Below are 17,653 nucleotides of genomic sequence, written 5' to 3' on the forward strand. Positions count from 1 at the left end.
TATCATTCTCTGTCATAGTTCCAGCTGTCGACCGTCCACCCGCATGCGCACACGCATCCATACGCGCAGCCGCACACAGTGTCCAGGGGGAGTTGTGAAGCGATCCACCACCAGCGTCCGCAGCGAAAGTATCGATAACATTCCCCCGGCCGCTCTGACGTACGCCGACGGTGTCCTCCTGCGGAACGGGCGCCCCCACCGCGTCCTGGCGGGCTCGCTGCACTACTTCCGCGTGCACCCCGAGCAGTGGGCCGACCGGCTCCGGCGGCTCGCCGCCCTCGGACTGAACACCGTCGACACCTACGTCCCCTGGAACTTCCACGAGCGCGACGAGGGCGACGTACGCTTCGACGGGCCCAGGGACCTGGCCCGGTTCGTGCGGCTCGCGCAGGAGGAGGGACTGGACGCCGTCGTGCGCCCGGGTCCCTACATCTGCGCCGAGTGGGACAACGGCGGCCTGCCCGCCTGGCTGACCGGCACGCCCGGCATGCGGCTGCGTACCTGCCACGGCCCGTTCCTGCGGGCCGTCGACCGCTGGTTCGACGAGCTGATCCCGCGCGTCGCGGACCTCCAGACCGGGCGGGGCGGACCGGTCGTGGCCGTGCAGATCGAGAACGAGTACGGCAGCTACGGAGACGACCACGCCTACGTCCGCCACATCCGCGACGCCCTGGTCGAGCGGGGCATCACCGAACTGCTCTACACGGCCGACGGGCCCACCCCGCTCATGCAGGACGGCGGTGCTCTGCCCGGCGAGCTGGCGGCGGCGACCTTCGGCTCACGCCCCGACCGGGCCGCCGCGCTGCTGCGCTCGCGCCGGTCCGGCGAGCCGTTCTTCTGCGCCGAGTTCTGGAACGGCTGGTTCGACCACTGGGGCGAGAAGCACCACATCCGGTCGGCCGAGAGCGCGGCCGAGACCGTCGGCGGCATCCTCGACGAGGGCGGCTCCGTCAGCCTCTACATGGCGCACGGAGGCACCAACTTCGGCCTGTGGGCGGGCGCCAACCACGACGGGAGCCGGCTCCGGCCGACCGTCACCAGCTACGACTCGGACGCCCCCGTCGCCGAGAACGGCGCCCTCACCCCGAAGTTCTTCGCCCTGCGGGAGAGACTGACCGCGCTCGACGGCGCCGTGGCCGCACGCCCGCTGCCCGCCGCCCCGCCGCTGCTCCCGCCCCGCGATCTCCCCGTCACCCCGCGGGCGGCCCTGCTGGACGCGCTGCGCGCGGCGGCGGAACCCGTCCCCGGACCGCTGCCGCTGAGTTTCGAGGAACTGTCGCTGGCCTCCGGCCTGGTCCTCTACGAGGCCGAGCCGCTGCTGCCACCGGGGGAGCACGAGGTGACCGTGGCGGGCCTGCACGACCGCGCCCAGGTCTTCGTCGACGGCGCACCCGTCGCCGTGCTGGACCGCGAGAGCGGTTCGTTCACCGTCTCCGGCGCCGGAGCGCGCGTCCGGCTCGCGCTGCTGGTGGAGAACCAGGGGCGGATCAACTACGGCCCGCTGCTCGGTCAGGGCAAGGGCATCCTCGGCGGGGTGCGGGTGGAGCGCCGGCTGGTGCACGGCTGGACGACGCGTCCCCTGCCGCTCGACCGGTGGACGGCGCAGGACACGGCTCGAGCCGCCGCGGCGGCCCCGGCGGGCGGTCGCGCCGGATTCGCCACCGCCGTCCTGCCCGTGGACGAACCGGCGGACACGTTCGTCGCCCTGCCCGGATTCGGCAAGGGCTTCCTCTGGGTCAACGGCACCCTGCTGGGCCGCTACTGGGAGATCGGGCCGCAGACCACGCTCTACCTGCCCGCCCCTCTCCTGCGGTCCGGCGAGAACCTGCTGACGGTGCTCGAACTCGAACGCTTCGGTGACCGCGTCACCCTGCGCGACCGGCCCGAACTCGGACCGCCGGAGGAGTACGTCGAGACCTTCGACTGACTCCTCCGGCGGGCCGTCGGTGCCGGTGGGCGTCAGCGGGCGCCGGCGGGGCGCTCGCCCGGCGGGAAGCCCGTGGGAAGGTCCACGGGCACGCCGTACACGCGCATCTCCGCGGCGGCCGCGTAGGGCTGCCCGTTGAGGGCGTCGAGCGCGGTGAAGCGGACGTGGGAGGCGCGGACCCGGTCGAAGGAGACGCGCTGGGTCTGCGGGACGTCCTTCAGGGTGCCGGCGGCCACCGTCGTCCAGGTCCCGCCGTCGTCCGACACGGCGACCTCGTAGTCGCCGACGCGTCCGTTCGGGCCGCCGCTCTGCCGGCCCAGGTATCCGAACCCGTCGATGTCGGCCGCGCCGTCCAGCTCCAGCGTCACCCAGTGCGGGTACGGCGCCTGGGAGGCGGTGTAGTCGGTGTGCCAGATGGTGCCGGCGTCACCGTCGAGGACGTTGGACACCGGTCCCTCGCCCGCCCCCGAGGACGTGTTCTCCGAGTCGGCCGTCGCGGTCATTGAGCCGGGCGCGAGCACCGGTTCGTCGGTCAGTGCGGCACCGCCGTCCACGGAGACCGTCTTGGTGGCTCCCGCATGGGCGTACGTGGCGCTCACCTTCCATGTGGGGGAGGTGTCGGTGGTGTCGGCGGGCGGGGTGAGGAGCCAGGTGGTGCGGACGGTCGCGCCGGGCTTCACGCCCTGGAAGAGGTTGCCGTTCTTCTCCGTCACCTCGGCCTTCCAGCCCTCGGGCAGGCCCTGGAGTGCGATACCGACGTCGGTGGCGTCGGCCGACTCGTGGTTGGTGAAGGTCGTGACGTACTCACCAGGGACTCCGGGGCTCAGCTCGGCGCCGGAGGGGGCCGTGACGGCGGCGCAGGCGGCCCCGCCCTCGGCTTCGCCCAGGTCGGTCACGGTGAAGTCGTCGAGGACGAGATCGGTGCCCCGGGCGCTGCCGAGCTTGCGCAGTCCGACCCAGGTGTCCCCGCAGCCGGCGACGATCTCGCGGGAGTAGGTCGCGGTGTCCAGGGCGGGTTCCAGGACGTCGCGGGTGATGTCGCGGGAGGTGGTCTTCCCGTCGGCCACCTTGTCCGCGCCGGTGACCCAGGCCCACTGGCCCTCGATGTTGGTCTGGTAGGAGAAGGAGACCTCGTACTTGTGGCCCTCCTCGAAGGGCACCGTGGCGGGGGTCGTGCGGTGGACCAGCCCGGTGTTCTCCGCGTGCGACTTCAGCGAGTGCCGGCCGGCCAGTACGTCGTCGACGGCCTTGCCCTTCAGCGTGCCGGAGTCGTAGGGGGAGTAGGTGTTCTTCCACTCCTTCTGGCTGTAGGGCGCGTGGAGGTCGCTGATGCTGGTGCGGGGGTCGGTGACCCCGCCGGCGTCGCCCTTGACGAAGGGCCCCCAGCCCGGCTGGTTGCCCTCGAAGTCCTCGTGGGCGACGACGGTGCCGTCCTCGGCGCGGGGGAGCGGCGTGGTGGTGTCCGCCATGACGCGTACGTCGTCCAGGACGACCGCGGCACGACCGGCGGCGGCCCCGAGTTCCACGGTGACATTCCCGCTGCGGGGTGCGGTGAAGGAGACCGAGGCCCGCTGGGAGTACGTGTCCCGCTTCTCGTCGGACGCCATCCGGTTCCGCGCCGGCGTGATGTCGAAGGCCCGCTCCCGGGTGTCCTCGCCGGCGCGCACCCGCAGCGTGGTGTCCCGTCGCTCACCGGGGGCGATCTCGACGTCGGCGCCGAGCGTGTAGCGCTTGCCCGGGGTCAGGCCGCCAACCCGCTGCGAGATGCCGGAGGCGCCCTCGCCGAGGCGGACCACGTTGTCCCCGTTGCCGGCCCGGACGATCTCCGCCCCGCCGCGGGCGCTCCAGGCGTCGAGGTCCCCGGCGTTGAAACCGGGGTCGGACAGTCCGGTGAACTCGCCGTAGTGAGCGTCCTTGTGGGGCGCCTTGCCGCCGACGGGCACCAGGACGTAGGGCCGCCCCTTCTCGGCGGTGAGCGTCACCCGCCCGTCGTGGGCCTTCACCTCGGCCTTCTTCGCCCGGCCCTGGTCGGTGAGTGCGTAGAGGGTGAAGTTCTTGTTGCCCGCGAACTGTTCGGTGAGTGCGAAGGTGTGCTCGCCGCCGGAGGCACTGTAGAAGTACATCTTGTCGGCGTCGCCGGGCGAGGAGGTGCCGTCGCCCTTCCCGGCGTTCCCCCAGGGCAGCAGGTAGGTGTCGCCCTTGAGGACTTCGGCACCGCCCATGGAGACCCGCCGCTCGCCGTCGACGGACTTCACGCTCACTCCGCCGGTCAGCTGTGCGTACTTGCCGGCGTCCCAGTCCATCACCTGGTAGTGCTGGAGGAACTTGGTCGGCAGGTTGTCGGTCCAGATGTTGCGGTAGAAGGCGTTCCAGTCGTCCTGGCCGGTCCAGCCCTCGAACTCCACGATGCTGGCCCCGCCGAGCAGCGGGTCCACGTTCCACACGTCGCGGTCGGAGTTGGCGATGAACCGGACGATGTCGGAGTTGATGCCCTTGTTGGTGGCGCCGCCGTAGTTCTTGTCGGCGGCCCAGTGCGACCACACCGAGGAGCCCTCGAACTTGTACGCCCACTCGGTGGCGACCTCGAAGCCCATCTTGCGCAGTTCGGCGGCCAGGCCGTCGGCCAGCCAGCCGCTGGAGTAGTAGGCGTCGATGTAGACGGTCTTGATGCCCGGCGCGTCCTTGCGGAGCTGCTTGAACCGGTCGAGGACGGCTCCGGTGCCCAGGTCCTTGCGCTGATTGATGTGGTAGGCCTGGTTGAGCCAGTCCCAGCCGTTCACCTGGCCGTCGACCATGTCCTCGGTGAAGGTTCTGGCCTGCGCGTACGCCTCGGTGGCGTTGACGTGGACGGCGAAGTCGGCGTTGTAGCCGGCGCCGGTGCGGGTGAGGCGGTTCAGGTCCTTCCAGCCGCCCGCGCGGACGTTCTCGTTGCCGCCGTAGTCGGGGTGGGCGGAGTCGTGGCCCTCGCTCGCGTAGCCCTTCTCGAGCACCCACTGGCCGAGGTTGTCGGTGGCCATGGAGATGCGCTTGGTGTTGTCCAGCGTCTTCAGGAACGGGTTGGTGGCCTGGCTGGCGAAGTTGAACGGGATCCGCTGGACCACGCGTTCGGGCACGCGTTCCGCGCCGAGCGGGCTGCGCATGTGCTCCCGGTGGGCGATGGCGCCGTCCTGCCAGTCGACGGTGCCGTCCTCGTTGGCGTCGGCGGCGAGGACCACGGTCGCCCGGGGCAGCTCGTAGGTGTCGACGCGGGGGTCGGTGGCGCCGTCGGGATGGTAGGTGTACGTGCCGACCGACAGCTCCGCCCGGCGCCGGCCCTCACCCGCGTCGACGATGCGGGACAGCAGGCGGGTGTTCCAGTTGGTGTTGTCGTCCTGTGGCGAGTCCTCGGTCGCGTTGGTGATGACGCCCGCCGAGAGCTCTGCATTGCCGACGAACGCGTACGGGGCGCCGACGGGCCCCTTGTCCGGGGCGGTGTCACCGGTGAGGCGGACGAAGCGGTCGGCGGTCGTCGTGGAGTCCGTGGAGATCTTCGTCCGGGCGAGGTTCGCGCCCGGGTCGGAGGAGTCCACGGAGACCAGGGACTGACCGGGGATCGCGAGGGTGCGTACGGTCGACGCGGCCTCGCCGGAGATCTTCTCGACGGCGAAGACGACCGTGCTCCTGCCGGTCACCGTGATCGTGGAGGTGAGCGTGAGACCCGGCAGATCCGCGAAGGTGGAGGTGTAGGTCGCCCTGCTGCCCTTCGCGCTCATGGTGGTGGTGGCGCGGTGGGCCTCGCCGTTGATGGTGAAACTGTCCAGGGCCGTCGCCCTGCCGTCGAGGCTGCGCCGCCCCAGCCGGTAGGAGATGACCTGGGGGAACTCCTCGGCCACGGTGACGGTCAGCCCGCCCCGGCTCAGCTCCACCGGCGTCGCCGCGGGAGCCGCCGCGGACACCGCCCGGGGCAGCGCCGCGCCCGCGGGGACGGCGGCGGTCGACAGCATGCCGACGGTGAGGCCGAGCGCGGTGGCGACGGCGCCGGGGCGCGGCACTCGTCTGCGGCCGGGTGGGCGGGGTGACGGGGGTGCCATGGGATCCACGGGTGCTTCCTCCTCGGGTCGGACGAAGGACGGGGACGGGGACGGGGGACGGGGACGAGGGACGGGGACGAGGGGACGCCGGAGGTGTGAGGGCCGGGCGGCACGGGTGGCACGGGACGGAATCCTCGGTGCGGCCGGGAGGCCCGCTACGGGGCGGCGGACGCGCCCGGGTGTTCCGCTGTGGGTTCGGGCGGCTCCCGACTGCCTGGTTCCGCGCGATGTTAGCGCTGCCACTCCGGTGTTGATTCCACCTCCTCGGGCGCCGCTCCCGGCGCGCACGGTGAACTAACGTCCCTCGAGCTGTGCGTTGGCGGAAACTATGGCAGAGGATGTTATCGATGCCAATGGGTCTTGCCCGGCTAGACTGCGGTACGGACCATCACGTGGCACAGGCGGCTCGGGCCGCGGTTTCTGTGGAGAGGCAAGCGATGTCATCGGGAACGCCGGAAGCCGGCAGGACGCCCCCGGGCAAGCGGACGGTCGACGACGGGGCGGCGCGGCAGCCGGGGATGACCGATGTCGCCCGGCTCGCCGGCGTCTCCGCCCAGACGGTGTCCCGCACCCTGGCCGGCCACCCCAACGTCCAGCAGAAGACTCGCGCCAAGGTGCTCGCCGCGGTCGAGCAGCTCGGCTACCGCAAGAACAACGCGGCACGCATGCTGTCGTCGGGGCGCAGTCGGACGATCGGCGTCGTGACCCTCCAGACCACCTTCTACTCCCGGGCGAACCTGATCTTCGGCATCGAGACCGCGGCCCGCGAGGCCGGGTACGCGGTCAGCACCGCGACCACGGCGTCACTGGACACCGCGGAGATCGAGGGTGCGCTGTCCCGGCTGGCGGAGCAGGACGTCGAGGGGGTGATCCTCTCGGTGCCGCTGGTCCACGTGAGCCCGCGGATCGAGCAGCTCACCCGCTCGGTACCGACCGTGACCGTCGACGGATCGAGAACCCGGGCCACCGAGGTCGTGGCCGTCGACCAGACCCTGGCGGCGCGGCTGGCGACCCGTCACCTCATCGAGCTGGGCCACGAGGCGGTCTGGCACGTCGCGGGGCCGGCCGAGTGGCTCGACGCCGCCAGCCGCAGCGCCGGCTGGCGCGACACCCTGGAGGAGGCGGGACTGCCCGTGCCGCCGGTGCTGGAGGGGGACTGGACGCCTGCCTCCGGCTACCGCAACGGACTGGTCCTGGGCAAGATCCCCGATGTCACCGCGGTGTTCGTGGCCAGCGACGAGATGGCCTTCGGAGTGATCCGCGCCCTGCACGAACTCGGCCGCCGGGTGCCGCGGGACATCTCCGTCGTCGGCGTGGACGACATCGCGCTCGCCGAGTACTGCTCGCCCTCGCTGACCACGGTCGCCCAGCCGTTCGCCGAGATGGGTGCCCTCGCGGTCGCCCACCTGCTGCGGCACATCGCGGACCCGGCCGCTGCCCCGGAACCCGCCTCCGTCGAGCCCGCCCTGGTCGTGCGTGCCAGCACGGCTGCGCCCCGGACGCGGGCGTAGTCGCAGCGACCGGGACGCGGTCAGACGTGCACTTCGGGGGGAAAGCCCGTCCAGCGCAGCTCGTCGGGCAGGTGCCGCATGTCGTTGGCGAGGAGGACGGAGGCCGCCCGGCCGGGGGCGTACCGGATGACCGTGAGCGCCGCGTTGCCGTGGTTGAGGCCGAGCCAGCGCCACTTCGGCGCGTGCATGGCGTCCCGGACCAGCCAGGCGATGAGGAAGTTGTGGGTGACGACCAGGTCGTGGCGGTCCTCCGCGCCGTCCGTGACCGCCCCGGTGAACCGGCGCAGCGCCAGCCGGGCGAGTTCGGGGCCGCGCTCGCGTTCCTCCTGGCCGGCACCGGCGAGGAAACGCAGGTAGAAGTCCGCCGACTCGGCGGGGAGTTCGGACCGCTCCGGCAGATGGGGCACGTAGTCACCGGCGGCTTCGCAGGCGTGCGGGGTGACGCCCTTCAGTTCGGCGGCGACCAGGCCTGCGGTCTGCTCCGCCCGTGGCAGGGGGCCGTGGTGGACGGAGGTGAAGGGGACGTCCCTCAGGCGTCTGCCGAGCAGGGTGGCCTGGCGCCGGCCGGAGTCCGTCAGTTCGCTCTCGTCCGGTGACGCCTCGCCGTGCCGGGCGAGGTAGAGGTAGCGGGTGGCGGTGCCGGTCATCTCGGGACTCCCTCGGGGCGCACGGGTGATCTTCCACCTCGACGGACGTCCGGCTTCCGTGCCCCGGTTCCCCGCACCCTCCCGGCGTACCGGCCCGCGGCCGCCTCACCGTACGACCTCCGCCCAGACCACCTTGCCCGTCTCCGTCCAGCGCACCCCCCACCGGGTGGTGAGCCGGTGCACCACGTGCAGGCCGCGGCCAGCGTCGTCGAGGAGCCCGGCCCGGCCGAGCCGCGGTCTGCCGTTGCCGGTGTCGCCGACCTCGCACAGCAGGCCGGGACCGTCCCGGATCAGCCGGACGGTGATGGGCCCGCCGGCGTGGCGGACCGCGTTGGTGACGAGTTCGCTGACCAGGAGCAGCACGCTGTCCCGGGTGCCGTCCCTGGTGCGCCACTGCCGCAGCAGCGCGGAGACCAGCGCGCGGGCCCGGACGGCAGCGTCGTCCCGGGCGGGCAGCCGCCAGGTCGCGGTGTCCTCCTTCCGGTAGCCGATCATGCGCGCGAGCAGCAGGGTCACGTCGTCGCGCTGGCGCGCCGGCATCACCTCGGACACCACCCGCCGCGCGGCCTGCTGCAACGGGTCCCAGGGGTGCACCGAGGCCACGGCGTCCGACAGCCTGCCGATGCCCTCGTCGATCGGTACGGCCGGATCCTCGACCAGGCCGTCCGTGTAGAGGGCGAGCAGGGAACCCGGGGGCGCGACGAAGGTGTGCACGCCGAACGGCTCCCGCAGGGCGAACTCGGCGCCCAGGCCGGGGTGCGGGTGGAGCGCGAGGGGGCCGGCACGTCCGTCCGGCGACACCAGGATCGGAGGGAGGTGGCCCGCGCTGGACAGCGCCACCCGGTGGCTGACCGGGTCGTAGACGGCGATGCAGCACGTCGAACCGAGGGCGCTGTAGCCGGCCGCCAGCCCGGTCTCCGCGTCGTCCAGCAGCGTCACGGTCTCGTCCAGGTGCTCCAGCACCTCGTCGGGCGCGAGCCCCGCGGACAGCAGCGCGCGGGCCTCCATGCTCAGCTGGCCCATGGTCGCCGCGGCGCCCAGCCCGTGCCCGACGACGTCACCGACCACCAGCGCGGTACGTCCGTCCGGCAGCGGGAAGCTGTTCACCCAGTCACCGCCGACGCCCGCGCTGTCGGGGGTGGTGGGCTGGTAGACGCTGGCGGTCTGGATGGTGCCACCGCCGGACCGCGGCAGCAGCCGGCGCTGCAGGGCCAGCACCTGCGTGTGCTCGCGCTGGTGCTGGCGGGCCAGGTCCACGTGGTGGGAGGTCCTGGCGACCAGCTCCTCCAGGTCGAGCAGCTCACTGTCGGCGAAGGGGCGGTCGGCCCGGCGCCAGACCTCCGCCACGCCCAGGACGACGGGCGGATCGCCTTCCAGGACCAGCGGCACGCACGCCACACCCGCCGACCGGTCCGAGGGCACCAGAGCACGCACCAGCCGCGGACTTCCGAGTACGCGTTCGATCGTCGCCCGGTCGGGGACGACGATGGACTGCGGGGTGTCGGCACGCCGTATGGCCTGCGCCAGCAGGCGACTCGCCTCGCCGGGGAGATCGTCGCCCAGGGTGACATAGCCCTCGGGCCACGCCCGGTCCGGCACCAGGGCCGCCCTGCGCAGCCGGATGCGGTCCTGCGCCCGCTCGGTGACCCCCTCGCCCGTCCACACGGCGAAGTCGAGATCGATGGCGGCCACGTCTCCCCAGGCGAGCAGGGACTCCGCGAGCGACTGGGCGGTCTCGCCGATGTCCAGCGAGGTGCCGATCGCGGTCTCGGCGGCGTACAGGTGCAGCCTCCTGGCCATGGCGATCAGGGAGACGGTCAGGCCCTCCTGGGGAGCCGCCGCGGGCAGGATGCTCATCGAGACCACCAGCTCCGACCCGTCGGCCCGGCGGAGCCGCTGGACCCGGGCCACGTGCGCCTCACCGGTCTCGAGGACCTGCCGCAGCCGCCGGGTGACCGTCGGTACGTCCCCCTGCGGCAGCAGGTCGACGAACGGACTCCCGGTCGCGGCGTCCAGCCCCGCGAAGACGGGCGCCTCGAGATTGCGGTGGGTGACTCTCAGCTCCCGGTCGAGATTGACCGCGCCGAGGATCTGCTCCTGGGGGCCCGCTGCCGGAAGGTCCTGCTCCGGCGGGCCGCCGACAGGGTCGGCCGGTGCCCCGGCGGGGCCGGGCGCCGCCGCCTGACCACGCGGGATGTAGCGCCCCAGGGCGCTGCTGACCAGGTCGAACGGCGACGAGGACGAAGAGGGGGGTGTGGAGTCCATGCGGCTCCCTCAGCTCACTCGCCACCCCCGGCCAGTGCCGGGGCCGTACCCGAACCCGTGCGGAAGAGCCCCGAGTACCCCGACCGCACACCCCATTCAATAACACCCGCGGGCGCTTCGCCCACACCAGTGGGCCGCACCGCGAACACGGAAGGTGACGGTGTCCCGCTCCCGCGGCCTCCCCTACAGCCATTCCCCTTCGAGGGCGGTGGCCGTGAGGCCGGGTGCCGCCGCGTACAGGACGGCACGGCTGCCCGCCTTCTGCCCGGCGTCGTGCGCCCGGCGCAGGATGTCGAACACGGCGGCGCCCCCGCGGTTGCCGGTGGTGTAGCTGTCCCGGCTGTACTCCAGGAGTCCCGACGGCCACTCGTCGGGCATCGTCTGCTCCATGTACTCCAGCACCCTGGTGCCGCCGGGGTGCGCGAGCAGGACGTCGGGGTGCCAGGCGGCGGGGTCGTCCTCGTAGCGGACGCGGAGCCACTCCCACATCGCGGTGACCGTCTCCTGCACCGCCCGCGGGCCGCGCCGGTCCATCACGAAGTGGGTGCCGTCCGCCCGCGTCTCCAGGCGGTGCAGGTCCCGCGTGCCCGGCAGGGTGTGGTGCCAGGCGGCGTCCAGCCGGAGCACCGACTCGGGCCTCGGGCGGCCGGTGACCACCGCGGCGACCGCGGTGTCCGCGAACAGCAGCCGGACGATCAGGGACTCCAGGGTGTCGTCCGCGGGCTGGTAGGTCGTGCTCAGCGCCTCGGAGATCACGACCAGGACCACCCGGTCGGGGTCCGCCGCCACCAGGTCCGCCGCCAGCGCCAGCGAACGGGTCCCGGCCACGCAGGCCCACTGCGTGGCCGGGAGCAGCATGGTGTCGCGGCGCAGCGGAAGCCGGTTGGCCAGGGCGACGTCCAGTCCGGGCAGCGCCGGGGTGGTGGAGTTGCTGGTGATCAGGCAGTCGACGTCCGCGACGTCCAGACCGGCGGCTTGCAGGGCGCCGCGCGCCGCACGCTCCCCGTAGGCCTGCACGGCCTCCCAGGCCGGGGCGGTGCGCTCCTGGACGGTCTGCGGCGCGGGCACCGCCCCGAGAGCGGCGATCACGCGGTCCGCGTCCTGCTCGGTGAACCCGTCGCGGATCAGCGCCTCCCGGGCGGGCCCCGCGCCGGCCGGACCGGCACCGCTCCCGGCTCCGGGCGCGACGGCGGCCTCCAGGGGGAGCATCCAGCCGCGGGTCTCGATACCCGTACTGGCCGCGATGCCGTCGACCCGCGGCGCCCACGCCGTGTCCGGGTGCCGGCCGTGTACTTCCGCCACGATCTCTCGGGTGTCCACGGAGTGCTCGCCGTGTATCACGGCGGGAGCGGACAGGTATGCGGCCACGTTCGGCACCTTTCTACGGATTCTGCGAGGCGGGTGAGCGGGTGAGCGGGTGAGTCTGCGGAGCGGGTGAGCCGTGGTGAGGGGACGCGTCACGCGTGCTGTGGTGTGGCTCACTTCGACCCGCGTCGGCCAAGTCGTCGGCGGCGCGCACCACTTCGGGCCACATCGGGGCGGCGCTCCGTACGTCGAGCATGGCGGCGAAAGGGGCATTTGCGCAGTGACCCACGCAACTTGGGCGGCATCGGGATGCGTGAGACGGCGCACACGCCGAGGGGCGCGCCGAGGGTGGCCGCGGCGGCAAAAGAGCCGGCCCGTATCTCTTCTCACCGTTCGGGAGCGCTGTTACATTCCGGAAAACAAGAATTCATTTCAGTCTGTGACTGGAGGCTCCCATGACGGCTGTCGATGGTCTTTCCACCGAGCACGCGCCGGCCCGTCGAGAGTTGCCGCCGTCGATGGTCGAGCGGGTGACGCTCATCATGGACCTGTTCGAGGGCCGCACAGCCCGGCTGTCCCTGGAGGAAGTGGCCCGGTGCACCAGGCTGCCCCGGTCGACGGCGCACCGGATCCTCGACCAGCTGGTGCGGCTGCGCTGGCTCGAACACACCGGCCTGGGCTACGGACTGGGCCGCCGGGCCCTCGGCTTCGGCGGCGGAGACGGGGTGCACAGCAGGATCCGCGAGGCCGCCGCCGCCCGGTTGCACCAGCTCCAGCTCCGGACCGGACTCGTCGTCCACCTGGCCGTCCTCGACGGCGCGGAGGTCTACTACCTGGACAAGGTCGGGGGCCGGTTCGCCGCGACCGTCCCCTCGCGCGTCGGCGGCCGGGCACCGGCCCACTCGACGGCACTCGGCAAGGCCATGCTCGCCTGGCTCGAACCGGAGGACGTCGAGGCCCGGGCCGGCGAGTCCATCGGCCGGCTGACCCAGCGCACGATCTGCGACATGGGCACCCTGCACCAGGAACTGGACCGCATCCGGCGCCGGCACGGGCTCGCCTTCGAGCGCGGGGAGTGCTTCCCCGACATCGCCTGCGCGGCCACCGCGGTGCGCGGCCCCGACGGGCCGGTCGCCGCGATCTCCCTGGTGGGGGACGCCTGGTCGCCGCTGGAGAAGGTCGCCCCGCTGGTGGTGGACGCCGCCCGGCAGGTGTCGCGGGAGTTGTTCCCCCGCCGGCAGGCCCCGGTCCGGGCGCCGCGCGGGACCGCGTCCGCCCCCGTGCCGGAGGAGACGTGGTCCGCGCAGGCCATGGACCGTCTGCTCGCCGCGGGACAGTACGGCGACTGGCAGTAGACGGGGGCACCGCCCCGGCCCCGATGGGTCCGGGGCGGGCCGGGCGGGACCGGTACGGGTCTCCGACCGCCCCGCCGCTCACCCCCAGTGGTCGCCCCACCCCCACACGTCGGGGGCCGAGACCGCTGCCGCGGCCGGGCTCCGGACGCCGAAGCCGCCGCGGAAGAAGAGCATCGGCTCCCGCTCGGTCACGGTCTCCAGGGCGAGGACCCGGCCCACCACCACGTCGTGGTCCCCGGCCGGGTGCACGGCGTGGACGTCGGCGTGCACCCGGGTCAGGACCCCGGGCAGCGCCGGAGTGCCCCAGCGGGACAGCTCCCAGTCCAGCCCCTCGTACTTGCGGCCCCTGCTGGACCCGAACCGGCCGCACAGATCCGTCTGCTCCGCGCCGAGGATGTTCACGCCGAACCGGCCCGACTCCCTGATCCTCGGCCAGGCGCGCCCCCGGTGGTCGGCGCAGAACAGGACCAGGGGCGGTTCGAGGGAGACGGACGCGAAGGACTGGCAGGCGAACCCCACCGGGGCGCCGTCCCGGCCCGTCCCCGTCACCACGGTCACGCCGGACGCGAAGGTGCCCATGACGCGCCGCATCCGCAGGGGCGTCGGCTCGGTCTCCTCGGCGGCCTCGGGCGGGGACAGGGACTCTGCGGTCATCGGTTTCACCTCGAGGGGGACGGTGCGGTGATGTGCCCGGGAGCGGGCAGGGGGCCGAAGCTAGGACACCCTCCGGCCGGGCCGGGTGCCCGTTCCCGATGAGTGGAACCACCCTCCGGCCCGGGCCCCCTCGCCGTGCCGAACCCGCCCCCGCCGTACGCATCCCGCTGACCGAGACGCCTCCCGCGCGGCCCGGCCGGCCCTGACTACCGTCCGGGACCACCGACCACCGAGGTCCACCGAGGGCAGGGAATGATGACGGAGCTGAGTCACGACTCCACACTGCGCGAACTCCCCACAGATCAGGGTGTGCTGCGCTACCACGAGGCCGGAGACGGTCCGCCCCTGCTGCTGTTGCACGGTTCGGGCCCCGGCGTCACCGGCTGGCGCAACTACCGCCACAACCTGGGCACCTTCGCCGAGCACTTCCGCTGCCTCGTCCTGGAGTTCCCCGGGTTCGGCGTCAGCGACCCGGCCGACGGCCACCCCATGGCGACCGCGGCCTCGGCCGTCACGCGGTTCCTGGACGGCCTCGGCCTCCAGCGGGTCGACGTCGTCGGCAACTCCATGGGCGGCATCGTCGGCACCCGCTTCGCGCTCGCCCACCCCGACCGGGTGCGCCGCCTGGTGACGATCGGCGGCATCGGCCGCAACGTGTTCAGCCCGGCGCCCGGCGAAGGCATCAAACTGCTCACCGAGTTCACCGACGCGCCCTCCCGCGAGGGCCTGGTGCGCTGGCTCCACTCCATGGTGTACGACCCGGCACTGGTGACCGAGGAGCTGATCGAGGAGCGCTGGGCGCAGGCCACCGACCCCGAGATGCTCGCGAGCGCCCGCCTGATGTACGGCAGCGAGGCCTTCGCCGCCCGCGCCGCCGCCGCGGCCGCCTCCGACGAGGCACCGTACTGGGCGCTGCTGCACCGGCTGACGGCGAAGACACTGCTCACCTGGGGCCGCGACGACCGCGTCAGCCCCGTCGACATGGCCCTCCTGCCCATGCGCACCATCCCGGACGCCGAGCTGCACGTCTTCCCCGACTGCGGGCACTGGGTGATGATCGAGCAGAAGGCCGCCTGGGAGAGCGCGGTCCTCGCCTTCCTGACCCGCGACGCATCGGCCGGTGCGGACGCGACGCGCAAGGACGCGGCGTGAGCGCCCCCGCCCGGCAGGGCTGGGACGAGGAGTTCGACTTCGTCGTCGTCGGCAGCGGCGGAGGCGGGATGGCCGCCGCGCTGACCGCCGCCGACAGCGGACTGAGCACCGTCGTCGTCGAGAAGGGCGCGATGTACGGCGGCACCACCGGCATCTCCGGCGGCGGCATCTGGATCCCCAACAACCCCACCCTGCGCGCCAGGGGCCACGACGACAGCCGCGAGTCGATCCGCCGCTACCTGGACCGGCTCACCGAGGGCCGGGTGCCCGCCGCCCGCCTCGACGCCTACGTCGACCACGGCCCCGCCGCGATGGAACTGCTCGGCAAGAGCCGCTGGATGCGCTTCTTCTGGGTCAAGGGGTACGCCGACTACCACCCCGAGTACGACGGCGGACGCCCGCTCGGCCGCTCCGTGGAGGCGCTGCCCTTCGACACCCGCAGGCTCGGCGAGGACGAGAAGCACCAGCGGCCCAACAGCCTCAAGGGCCCCCTCGGCCTGTGGATCACCGCGAAGGACTACCGCGACCTCGCCATGGTCAAGCGGACCTGGCGCGGACGCTGGGCCTCGCTCGTGGCCGCCTGGCGGGTCTCCTCCAACGTCGTGCGCCGCCGCCACATGGCCACCGGCGGCCGCGCCCTCGTCGCCCGCCTGCGCATGGCCCTCAAGGACGCCGGCGTACCGGTGTGGCTGCGCAGCCCGATGACCGAACTCGTCGTCGACGACGCCGGGAAGGTCACCGGGGTCGTCGTCACCCGCGACGGCCGTACCGTGCGCGTCGGCGCCCGCCGCGGCGTCCTCCTCGCCACCGGCGGCTTCGACCACAACCCGGAGATGCGCGAGAAGTACCTCCCCGAGGGCGGCCGGGACAACCACAGCGCCGGAGCCGTCGAGAACGTCGGCGACGGCATCACGGCCGGCCAGTCCCTCGGCGCCGCACTGGACTTCATGGACGACGCCTGGTGGATGCCGTCCGTCCACCACCCCTCCGGCGCCACCGTCCCGCTCGTCTCGGAGCGCTGCATCCCGCCGTCGGTGATCGTCTCCGGCGACGGCAGGCGCTTCACCAACGAGTCGTCGCCGTACGTCAACTTCGTCCACGACCAGCTGGCCGGCGGCCACGTCCCCGCCTGGTTCGTGATGGACGCCAAGGCCCGCGCCCGCTACCCCTTCGCCCAGGTGCTGCCCGGCCTGCCGTTCCCCAAGGCGTTCTACGACAAGGGCACCGTGCACCGCGCCGACAGCATCGGGGAACTCGCCGAGCGGATCGGCGTCCCCAGCGACACGCTGGCCGAGACCGTGGCGCGGTTCAACGGCTTCGCCCGCAGCGGCAAGGACACCGACTTCGGCCGCGGCGACAGCGCCTACGACCGCTACTACGGCGACCCCACCCTCAAGAACCCCAACCTCGACGAGATCGACAAGGCCCCCTACTACGCGGTGCGCATCGAGGTCGGCGACCTCGGCACCAAGGGCGGCCTGGTCTGCGACGAGCACAGCCGGGTACTGCGCGAGGACGGCTCGGCGATCGCCGGACTGTACGCCACCGGCAACACCTCGGCGTCCGTGATGGGAGGCGAGTACGCCGGTCCCGGCGCCACCATCGGCCCCTCCATCGTGTTCGGGCACATCGCCGCCCGGCACGCGGCCGCCGCCGAACGCACCGGTCCCGTCACCGCCCAGGACGCGCCGTGAGCCCGGGTCCGCTGACCGTACGCGTCGTCAAGGTGATCCGGGAGACGGCCGACGCGCACTCGCTGGTCCTGGAGCCCGCCGAGGAGGACCGGGCCGCGTTCGCCTACCGCCCGGGCCAGTTCCTCACCCTGCGGGTGCCCTCCGAGCGGGACGGCGGCGCCGCGCGCTGCTACTCGCTGTGCAGCTCCCCGGTCCGCGACGAGCTGCTCAAGGTCACCGTCAAGCGCACCGCCGGGGGCTACGCCTCGCACTGGATCTGCGACCACGTCACCGAGGGCGACACCCTCCAGGTGCTGCGGCCCGCGGGCACCTTCACCCCCGACTCCCTCGACGGAGACTTCCTCCTGCTCGCCGCGGGCAGCGGCATCACCCCGGTCATGTCGATCCTCACCTCCGCGCTGCACGCCGGGACCGGCCGCGTCACCCTCGTCTACGCCAACCGGGACGAGCGGTCCGTCATCTTCCGCGAGGAACTGACCGCGCTGGCACGGGAGTACGGCGACCGGCTCACCGTCCTGCACTGGCTGGAGTCCCTCCAGGGCCGGCCCACGGCGCCCGGACTGCGCGCCCTCGCCGCGCCGTACGCCGACCGTCCCGCCTTCGTCTGCGGTCCCGGCCCCTTCATGGACCTGGCCGCGGGCGCCCTCGCCGGCCTGGGGGTGCCCGCCGGCCGGATCACCGTCGAGCGGTTCACCTCCCTGACCGGCGACCCCTTCGCGGAGCCGGACAACGACCCGGAGGCCGACACCGAGGGGCCCGTCAGCACGGCCGAGGTGGAGCTGGACGGGGAGAGCCGCACCGTCGACTGGCCGCGCGGCAAACCCCTGCTCGACGTGCTCCTCGCGGCCGGACTCGACGCCCCCTACTCCTGCCGGGAGGGCGCGTGCAGCGCCTGCGCCTGCGTCCTCGTGGAGGGCGAGGTCGTCATGGAACGCAACGAGGTCCTCGACGCCCAGGACCTGGCCGACGGACTCGTCCTCGCCTGTCAGGCCCGCCCGGTCAGCGACCGGCTGAGGGTCACCTACGACGGCTGACCGCCCTCCCGCCTCCCTCTCTTCTCTGGACTCCCTCGA

Annotated in this window: 11 protein-coding genes; 6 read left to right on the forward strand and 5 right to left on the reverse strand. The window is 73.0% G+C overall.

Annotation, left to right across the window (positions count from 1 at the left end):
- Nucleotides 1-94 precede the first annotated feature (94 nt).
- Nucleotides 95-1,927: a glycoside hydrolase family 35 protein gene (locus OHA99_RS33300; protein WP_405698553.1), complete on the forward strand. Its 1,833-nt coding sequence runs from the start codon at nt 95-97 to the stop codon at nt 1,925-1,927.
- A gap of 32 nt (nt 1,928-1,959) precedes the next feature.
- Here OHA99_RS33300 and OHA99_RS33305 read toward each other — a convergent pair whose 3' ends face one another.
- Nucleotides 1,960-5,997, reverse strand: coding sequence for an endo-alpha-N-acetylgalactosaminidase family protein (locus OHA99_RS33305; RefSeq protein ID WP_405699036.1), 4,038 nt, complete (start codon nt 5,995-5,997; stop codon nt 1,960-1,962).
- Nucleotides 5,998-6,434: 437 nt separating this feature from the next.
- On the opposite strand from OHA99_RS33305, the gene OHA99_RS33310 reads away from it, so the two are divergent.
- Nucleotides 6,435-7,508, forward strand: a complete 1,074-nt coding sequence (locus tag OHA99_RS33310; protein WP_153181145.1) for a LacI family DNA-binding transcriptional regulator — start codon at nt 6,435-6,437, stop codon at nt 7,506-7,508.
- A 20-nt stretch (nt 7,509-7,528) separates the two neighbouring features.
- Here OHA99_RS33310 and OHA99_RS33315 read toward each other — a convergent pair whose 3' ends face one another.
- The 3 genes from OHA99_RS33315 to OHA99_RS33325 form a co-directional block, all read right to left on the reverse strand.
- Nucleotides 7,529-8,155 (reverse strand): histidine phosphatase family protein, encoded by a 627-nt coding sequence (locus OHA99_RS33315; RefSeq protein ID WP_405698554.1) that lies wholly within the window; start codon nt 8,153-8,155, stop codon nt 7,529-7,531.
- A gap of 105 nt (nt 8,156-8,260) precedes the next feature.
- Nucleotides 8,261-10,420 carry a SpoIIE family protein phosphatase gene (locus OHA99_RS33320; RefSeq protein ID WP_153181147.1) on the reverse strand — a complete coding sequence of 720 codons (2,160 nt, stop codon included), beginning with the start codon at nt 10,418-10,420 and terminating at the stop codon, nt 8,261-8,263.
- A gap of 183 nt (nt 10,421-10,603) precedes the next feature.
- Nucleotides 10,604-11,788 (reverse strand): type III polyketide synthase, encoded by a 1,185-nt coding sequence (locus tag OHA99_RS33325; RefSeq protein ID WP_405698555.1) that lies wholly within the window; start codon nt 11,786-11,788, stop codon nt 10,604-10,606.
- 392 nt (nt 11,789-12,180) lie between these two features.
- Between OHA99_RS33325 and OHA99_RS33330 the strand changes: the two genes are divergently transcribed.
- A complete protein-coding gene (locus OHA99_RS33330) occupies nt 12,181-13,080 on the forward strand; it encodes an IclR family transcriptional regulator (protein WP_153181149.1) in 900 nt (299 codons plus the stop codon).
- Between the two features lie 78 nt (nt 13,081-13,158).
- Here OHA99_RS33330 and OHA99_RS33335 read toward each other — a convergent pair whose 3' ends face one another.
- Nucleotides 13,159-13,734 (reverse strand): flavin reductase family protein, encoded by a 576-nt coding sequence (locus tag OHA99_RS33335; RefSeq protein WP_153181150.1) that lies wholly within the window; start codon nt 13,732-13,734, stop codon nt 13,159-13,161.
- A 252-nt stretch (nt 13,735-13,986) separates the two neighbouring features.
- On the opposite strand from OHA99_RS33335, the gene OHA99_RS33340 reads away from it, so the two are divergent.
- From OHA99_RS33340 to OHA99_RS33350, 3 genes are read left to right on the forward strand one after another with little or no spacing between them, the layout of a single operon-like run.
- Nucleotides 13,987-14,886, forward strand: a complete 900-nt coding sequence (locus OHA99_RS33340; protein ID WP_405698557.1) for an alpha/beta fold hydrolase — start codon at nt 13,987-13,989, stop codon at nt 14,884-14,886.
- Nucleotides 14,883-16,580 carry an FAD-binding protein gene (locus tag OHA99_RS33345; RefSeq protein ID WP_405698559.1) on the forward strand — a complete coding sequence of 566 codons (1,698 nt, stop codon included), beginning with the start codon at nt 14,883-14,885 and terminating at the stop codon, nt 16,578-16,580. The genes OHA99_RS33340 and OHA99_RS33345 overlap by 4 nt, the downstream gene beginning before the upstream one ends.
- Complete coding sequence (locus OHA99_RS33350; protein ID WP_366473315.1) at nt 16,577-17,614, forward strand: ferredoxin--NADP reductase; 1,038 nt, start codon at nt 16,577-16,579, stop codon at nt 17,612-17,614. The genes OHA99_RS33345 and OHA99_RS33350 overlap by 4 nt, the downstream gene beginning before the upstream one ends.
- Nucleotides 17,615-17,653 lie beyond the last annotated feature (39 nt).

Origin of the sequence: Streptomyces coelicoflavus (assembly GCF_045041415.1) — a bacterium.
Taxonomy (GTDB): Bacteria; Actinomycetota; Actinomycetes; order Streptomycetales; family Streptomycetaceae; genus Streptomyces; species Streptomyces coelicoflavus.